Source organism: Pseudoflavonifractor sp. An184 (assembly GCF_002160305.1).
Classification (GTDB): domain Bacteria; phylum Bacillota; class Clostridia; order Oscillospirales; family Oscillospiraceae; genus Lawsonibacter; species Lawsonibacter pullicola.
Genome location: NZ_NFKI01000039.1, coordinates 20,127 through 27,659, shown reverse-complemented (window position 1 = coordinate 27,659; position 7,533 = coordinate 20,127). Strand labels below are relative to the sequence as shown.

General features: G+C 57.3%; 6 protein-coding genes and 1 pseudogene. 6 read left to right on the top strand and 1 reads right to left on the bottom strand.

Annotation, left to right across the window (positions count from 1 at the left end):
• A partial coding sequence (locus B5F19_RS17720; protein WP_204248328.1) for a hypothetical protein occupies positions 1-190 on the top strand: 190 nt, incomplete at its 5' end.
• Positions 191-429: 239 nt separating this feature from the next.
• On the opposite strand, the pseudogene B5F19_RS12230 reads toward B5F19_RS17720, so the two are convergent.
• Positions 430-921 (bottom strand): annotated as a pseudogene (locus B5F19_RS12230) (manganese catalase family protein); the annotation flags it as partial.
• Positions 922-1,043: 122 nt separating this feature from the next.
• Here B5F19_RS12230 and B5F19_RS12225 point away from each other — a divergent pair.
• The 5 genes from B5F19_RS12225 (at position 1,044) to B5F19_RS12205 (ending at position 7,474) form a co-directional block, all read left to right on the top strand.
• Positions 1,044-2,018 (top strand): ABC transporter ATP-binding protein, encoded by a 975-nt coding sequence (locus B5F19_RS12225; protein ID WP_087290855.1) that lies wholly within the window; start codon positions 1,044-1,046, stop codon positions 2,016-2,018.
• Positions 2,015-3,073 carry an ABC transporter substrate-binding protein gene (locus tag B5F19_RS12220; RefSeq protein ID WP_087290853.1) on the top strand — a complete coding sequence of 353 codons (1,059 nt, stop codon included), beginning with the start codon at positions 2,015-2,017 and terminating at the stop codon, positions 3,071-3,073. The genes B5F19_RS12225 and B5F19_RS12220 overlap by 4 nt, the downstream gene beginning before the upstream one ends.
• A gap of 18 nt (positions 3,074-3,091) precedes the next feature.
• A complete protein-coding gene (locus tag B5F19_RS12215; RefSeq protein WP_087290851.1) occupies positions 3,092-4,756 on the top strand; it encodes an iron ABC transporter permease in 1,665 nt (554 codons plus the stop codon).
• 1 nt (position 4,757) lies between these two features.
• Entirely contained in the window at positions 4,758-5,822 is a 1,065-nt protein-coding gene (locus B5F19_RS12210; RefSeq protein ID WP_162612575.1) for an MBL fold metallo-hydrolase, read from the top strand.
• Positions 5,823-6,103: 281 nt separating this feature from the next.
• On the top strand, positions 6,104-7,474 hold the full coding sequence (locus B5F19_RS12205; protein ID WP_087290847.1) for a PhoH family protein: 1,371 nt from the start codon (positions 6,104-6,106) through the stop codon (positions 7,472-7,474).
• The last annotated feature ends 59 nt before the right edge of the window (positions 7,475-7,533 follow it).

The following is a 7,533-nucleotide window of genomic DNA, read 5'->3' as shown; positions in this document are numbered from 1 at the left end:
CAAAAATAGTTGCAAAAAGCAAAGAAAACACCCGCTTTTCGCCTGGAAAGCGGGTGTTTTGTGGAGCTGCTACCCAGATTTGAACTGGGGACCTCATCCTTACCAAGCGCCCCTGGAACTTTTTTCTAATTATTTTTCGTGCTTTATGGCCATATCCGCTCCAAACCGCTTGCTTTCCGTCACTCTTTGAGCATTCTGTTTCCATATACTCCACATTGCACTGTGGCTGAAACTGTGGTCAAAAACGCCTCCCGCCTTTTCCTGGCAGGCGTGCTACTGGGAAAAGTCGGGAGGCATTTTTTATTCCTGACTACCCATATTGTAACTCCAGGCGCGAAACTACACAAGTTGCTTCTACTGGAGACGGCTCAGGATTTGCGGGGCAGTAAACAAAAATAATTCGTTCCCCGTATTGGTATCGGACAGACCCTATTCTTCAAATTTCGGCGCAGATACATCTCCGCCCGCAAAGGTATTAGGGCCTGGATTGGACATGGAAAAATACATCTTTGCCGCCTTGGTGGTACCAAAGTCCTGGTTGGAGCCGCTCTCCTGCACTTCATTGAAGGCGTCCCGGAACATCTGGTTGTGGACTTCTTCCTGGTTGAGCAGAAAATCGATGGTTTCCCGCACTTTTTTATCCCCGATCTGTCGGTACAGGTATTCATATACCACCTTGGCCCGCTGTTCCGAAGCAATGTTACTGAGCAGATCCGCACAGAGATCCCCGGTGACCGTAACATAGTCCGCCGTCCAAGAGTAGCCGGAGGCATTGATCAGACCGGGATTTAGGCCCAATAGGACATGCGTCTCGATTTCTCCCGCTTGGACCTGATTTGCCTCCATCTCGTGACCGTTGAGTAAATTGATTGTCTGGGCGACCATCTCCATGTGTCCCAGTTCCTCAGCGGCAATGTCTAAGGCAACACCGCAGCCTTTCGATGCCATCCCTGACTTTACGATTATTTCACTAAGAATTAACCGCTTTCATATCGTTAAATCTGAACCAAAGGTGTATGCTAAACAAGTTAGTGAGGTTTGATATGAAAATACAGTTAAAGAACATTACAAAATCATTTGGGAATAAGCGGGTCATCGCACCCACCGATTTGACCATCGAAAGCGGCAGCTTTACCACCCTGCTGGGGCCATCCGGGTGCGGCAAGACCACTCTGCTCCGCATGATTGCCGGCCTGGAGACCCCCGATACCGGCGAGATCCGGCTGGGGGATACCTGTGCATTCTCAAAAGAGCAGAAAATCAATCTTCCGCCGGAGAAGCGGGAGCTTGGCTTTGTCTTTCAGGACTTTGCTCTGTGGCCCCACATGACGGTTTTTGAGAACGTGGCCTTTGGCCTGCGGGCCAGGAAACAAACCAAGGACTTGGACCACCGTGTGCAGGAGGCGCTGAAAGCCGTCCATCTGGAGGATTATGCTCACCGGTATCCCCATCAGCTCTCCGGCGGCCAGCAGCAGCGCGTGGCCTTTGCCCGGGCCATTGTGATCCAATCCGGGTGCATTCTGTTTGACGAGCCCCTCTCCGCCCTGGACGCCCTGCTGCGGGAAGAGATGCGGCATGAGCTGAAGGATCTGGTCACGCAGTTAAACCTCACTGCGGTTTTTGTGACCCATGACCAGACCGAGGCTATGAGCATGAGCGACAAGATCGCCGTGCTCAACGGCGGTGTGGTGGAGCAATACGACACGCCGGAGCAGATCTACCACCATCCAGCTACCGCATTTGTGGCCCGTTTTGTGGGAAAGTCCAACTGGATCAGTGACACCCAACTGTTCCGGCCGGAGGCAATGTCCCTGGAACCCCGGGAGGGTGATCAGCGGTATAACCTCCCCGTACAGGGCGTACAGTACCTGGGCGACACCTACGAGATCACATTGGCTGCCCCTCACGGAAACTGGATGTTCCACTGTGACCGGAAAGCGATTCCTGGCGAAACACTTTCTGTTTACATAGACCCAAACCAAATCATATCTGTAAAAAAGGAGAATCCAACAACATGAAAAAGCGCATTTTATCTCTGCTGCTTGCCGGTTGTATGTGCCTTGGTCTTGCGGCCTGCGGGCAGTCCGGTGATGATAACAGCAATGCCGGGAATGAGGACAACTCTGCTGTTACTGATTCCGTCGATGAGAGCGGCGAAGAAACGCAGCCCTCAGGCAAAGTGACAGTCTATATGCCCAGCCCCGCCGGCTTGGCGGACAAGCTGGCCGCGGCATTTACGGAGAAGACTGGCGTGGAAGTGGAGCAGTTCCAGGGCACTACCGGCGAGATTCTGGCCCGTCTGGAGACGGAGGCTGCCAACCCGGTGGCCGACGTGGTCATCCTGGCCTCCTGGTCTGATGGTCTGTCCATGAAGGAGGACGGTCAGATCATGAGCTATACTCCCGCCAACGCGGACAAGATCAACGACGGCTGGATCGATGACGACAGCATGCTCTTCGGCTACAGCGCCTCCGCCGTGGGCGTGATCTACAACACCACGATTTATTCTGAACTGGATGCCGACTGGGCCGACCTGAGCGGCAGCGAGTACACGGACGACATCGCTATCCCTGACCCGGAGAAGTCCGGCGCCTGCAAGGACTTCCTGGCCGGCCTGGTCACCGGCCTGGATAATGGCGAGGCCATCATGCAGTCCTGGGCTGACAACGGCTTGACGGTGCCCGGCGCCAACGCCGCCGCGCTTGAGGCCGTCACCACCGGCGAAAAGGGCATCCTGATCGCGGGCGTGGACTACAACGCCTACTCCTCCATGGCTGACGGCGAGCCCATCAGCATCTACTACCCCGCCAGCGGCACCGTGGTCAACCCCCGTCCGGCCATGATCATGAACACGGCCCCCAACGTGGAAAATGCCAAGGCCTTTATCGACTTCCTCTTCAGCGATGAGGCCCAGCAGATGGTGGCGGACGCCTATCTGCTCCCCGGCCGCAGCGACATCCAGTGCGAGAACCGCACCAACCTGTCCGACATCCCGCAGATTCCCACCGACTGGGACGCCATGATGGAGGTCGCCACGGACACGGCGGCGAAACTCAACGAGATCTGCCAGTAACCGTATGGGGAGGTAACTATGCGATCCACATCAACCTGGAAAACCAACGGCATCCTATGGGTGCTCCTGCTGCTCCTGGTTGGTCTGATCCTTTGTCCCCTGATCACAGTATTTGCCAGGGCGGTCATCATTGATGGCCGCCTTGACTTATCCCAGGCCTGGTCCATCATCGCGGACAAAGAAAACCTTCAGACCATCTTCAACTCCCTGCTGCTGGGCGTGTGTGTCGTTCTGTGTTCCACAGTCATCGCCGCGCCGACGGCCTATCTCCTGGCCCGGACCCAGCTGGCAAAACACCGCTGGATGGATATCGTGTTCATGGTGCCCTTTATGACGCCGCCCTACATCGCCTCCATGGGCTGGATCCTGTTCATGCAGAAACGGGGCCTGTTCCAGCAGCTGTTTCCCATGACCGGCTCCTTCTCTGAGGGGTTTTTCTCCTTTGGTGGCCTGGTGCTGGTCATGAGCCTCCATGTGTTCCCCTTCCTCATGACCATGCTGAAAAACGCAATTTTGAACATTCCCGCCAGCCTGGAGGAGAGCGGCGCCGTCTTTGGCGCCGGTTTCGGCATGCGGATCCGGAAGATTTTCGCACCCCTGCTCACCGGCAACTATGCCATCGGCGCCCTGCTGGTCTTCGTCAAGACTTTATCTGAGTACGGCACCCCCTACACCCTGGGCCGGCGCATCGGTTTCTATGTATTCACTACGGACATCCACCGCTACTCCACCACCGCTCCCATTGACTTTGGCCGATCCGCCAGCCTGTCCTCGGTGCTGGTGTGCATCTGTATGGGGCTGTGGCTGCTGCAAAACTACATCACCAACCGCACCAGCTACCGCCTGATCAGTGGCAAGGGTTCCCGCCCCGCACGGACCAATCTATCCAAAGGGGGAATGGCCCTGGCTTGGCTCTGGGTGGCAGTCGTGGTGATCGTGGCCATCGGCATTCCCTACTTCTCCATCATTGCCACCTCGCTGATCAAACTGCGGGGGTATGGCCTGGCTGCGGGCAACTTCACCTTTGATCACTACCAGGAACTGTTCACCACCAGTAAGAGCCTGGACGCCATTTGGAACAGCATTTTCCTGGCGGTGACTTCCGCCACCATCTGCTCGGTAATTGGGACCATCGTTGTACTGACCGTACGGAGAGCCAAAGGATTTCTGAAGAAGGTAGTAGAGGGCATCAGCCTTTTGCCGGAGATGCTTCCCGGCATTGTCATGGTCATCGGCATCATGCTCTTCTGGAACGCCATCTATAAGGTAATCCCTCTTTACAATACCATGGGGATCATGGTGCTGGCCTATGTGGTGCTCTATCTGCCCTACACTGTCCAGTATGTCACATCCTCCTTTACACAGATCAACGAGAACCTGATCCAGGCGGGCCGCACCTTCGGCGGCAGCCCCGCCTATGTGTTCCGTCGGGTCACATTGCCTATGATCTCCAAAGGGATTTTGGCTGGCTGGATGATGATCTTCATCATCTCCTTCCGGGAACTGGTGACCGCCAGCCTGATCGCCCCGCCCAACGTGCTGGTGGTGTCCACCTACATCAACCGGGAATTTGAGCAGGGCAGCGTATCCTTGGGCATGGCCATGGCGGTCCTCTGCGTGTTCATTACCACCACGGCCCTGCTGATCATGAATGCTGTGGCAGATCGAAAGAAGGCGGCGTAAAATGCGGATCAAGTTGGCCGGCGGCGTTGGGGAACACGGCAGAAACTGTTTCCTGGTTCAGGGGGAGCGCCTTTCATTTCTTGTAGACTGCGGCAAGATGGCCGGGGCGGAACAGCCCAATCCCTACTTGGAACCGGAGGAGATCCGCAGCCTTTCCCATGTGTTTCTGACCCACTCCCACGCCGATCACACCGGGGCGCTCCCGTGGCTGGAGGAACAGGGCTTTGACGGAATAGTAGCTGCCACCCCAGAGACCCTCTCTCAGTTAAAACAGATGCCCCAACGAACGATCTCCTTGAACGAGTTTTCCCCTCCTGACGGCATGACCCTGAAATGGGGACGCTCCGGCCACTGCACCGGCAGCGTGTGGTACCACTTCCATCTGGAGGGCCGCTCCCTGCTGTTCAGCGGCGACTACACGGAACACAGCTTGGCCTATGTAGCCGATCCCATCCGGGATCTTCACGCAGATCTGGCGGTGCTGGACAGCGCCTATGGCCCGGAAACCCGGAGTGGCCCAGAGATGCGCCAGGGTTTTCTATCGGAGGCGGCCAAATCCTGCGGGCAGGGTAAACCGCTGGTTCTTCCCGTTCCCAAGTATGGCCGTGGGCTGGAGCTGGCCCTTCTGCTCCATCAGACATGGCCCGGACTGTCCTTTTATGGGGATGCACACTTCATCAGACAGTTGGACTGGCTGAGGGGCGACCAGGCCTGGACCACGGCAGATATCCGGGATCAGCTGAGTGATCTGACTGTGGAGCCGATCCCGGAGTCTGTTCCTGAAACAGGCGTATTGTTCCTCAGTGATCCCCAGCTCCGGGATCCCCGGGATGAAGGGTTGGCCCGCCGATGGGCACAGTTTGGCGGCCTAATCCTGACGGGGTCGGTAGAGATGGGGACTGGAAGTTTTCGACTTCAGAGGAAGGGATACGGCACCTTCTGCCGCATCCCGGTCCACTGTACAGACCAGGAGATGCTTGCACTGGAACGGCAGAATATCTTCCGGCAGGTGATCCCGTACCACTCTGCAGAACACCCGCAGCAGGCAGTGTGGATCGGTTTATAATGCAGATAGTTCTTTCCCAACGCACAACAGAGGGTTTTACCGTGCCTTTACATGAGCGCGGTAGACGGCAACAGAAATCGCTCCTATACTAAAGTCAGAATCCATCATACCAGTGAGGAGCGTGTCTATGGAGCATCACATCAGAAGGTTTGCAACCGCCTGCTTTGTCGCTCATCACTGTCGGAGTCCGCTTGCGCTTTTACGCACAAGCGGGCTCCTTGCTTTTGCAGGGTGGATCTAAATTCCCGGAACGAAGTTCCGGCTGGAAGGCGGGCATGGCAATGCAGAAGACTTATGTACTGGACACCAACATTCTGATTCAGGCTCCGTATGCCCTGGAGTCCTTTGAGGACAACCACATCGTGCTGCCTCTGGCGGTGCTGGAGGCGCTGGACGAGCTGCAGCAGGCAGAGGGGGACCAGGGCGGAAACGCCCGGCAGGTGATCCGCTATCTGGAACAGATGCGCCTTCGGGGAAATCTGGTGGAAGGGGTGGCTCTGCCGGGCGGCGGCACACTGCGGCTGGAAGTTAACCATGTCAATGTCACGCTGCCACACGGCATGAACCCTGACAGCTCCAGCAGCCGTGTCCTGAAGGTGTGTAAGGGCCTGATGGACGACGGTGTCCCCGCCATCCTGGTTACCCGTGATATCGTGATCCGGATCCAGGCCCAGATGATGGGGGTGCCGGCAGAGGACTTCACCACCGATCAGGTATCCGGCAGTACGGGCCTCTACACCGGGCGAGCGGAGATGTATGTTCCAGACGAACTGCTCTCAACTTTTAAGAAAAAGGGCGTTGCCGCTGAAAGCCTGTATACAGTGGACCAGGAGGGACAGAAGCATCACGCCATGCTGACAGAAAACCAGTTCATCCTGTTGCGCTCCGACACAGAGGAAAAGAAGACCATGTTGGGCCGGTTTCAAGGCGGGATGGTCATGCCCCTTCGCTACCACAGCCGGAAACCCTTCGGCGTCAAGCCCCGCAGCGTGGGGCAGCAATTCATGCAGGAGGCGCTGATGCTCCCTGCGGAGGAGGCGCCCCTGGCCATCATCATGGGGCCGGCGGGGACGGCCAAGACCTTCTACTCCCTGGCCGCGGGCTTAGAGCAGGTGATGGAGCCAGAGGCCCGGGCCTACCGCAAGATCCTGGTCTGCCGCCCCAACGCCCAGTTCGACCAGGACATCGGCTTCCTGCCGGGCAGCGAGCAGGAGAAGATCTCCCCCCTCATGCGGCCCATCGTGGACAATCTGGAGATCCTGCTGGATCTGGAGCAGAAGAAAGAAAAGAGCGGGGAGGCGGAGCTGCGAAGCCGGATCAACTATCTCTTTGACACCGGCATCATTACCGCCGAGGCCATGAACTTCATGCGGGGCCGCTCCATCACGGACACCTGGCTCATCATCGACGAGGCGCAGAACCTAACGCCCCGGCAGGTGAAGGGGATCATCACCCGGGTGGGCAGGGGCACCAAGGTGATCCTGCTTGGGGACCCGGCCCAGATCGACCACCCCCTGCTGAACGAGAGCAGCAACGGTCTGGTCTACGCCAGTGAGCGCATGAAGGGCAGCCCCCTCTGCGTCCAGCTGACCATGCAGACAGACGAGTGTGAGCGGTCCGCCCTGGCCCTGGACGCGGCCATGCGGATGTGATTGACGCACTGGATGAAAATTGCAGAAGGCGGCCATGCGTTTGCGTAGCAAAACAGTAG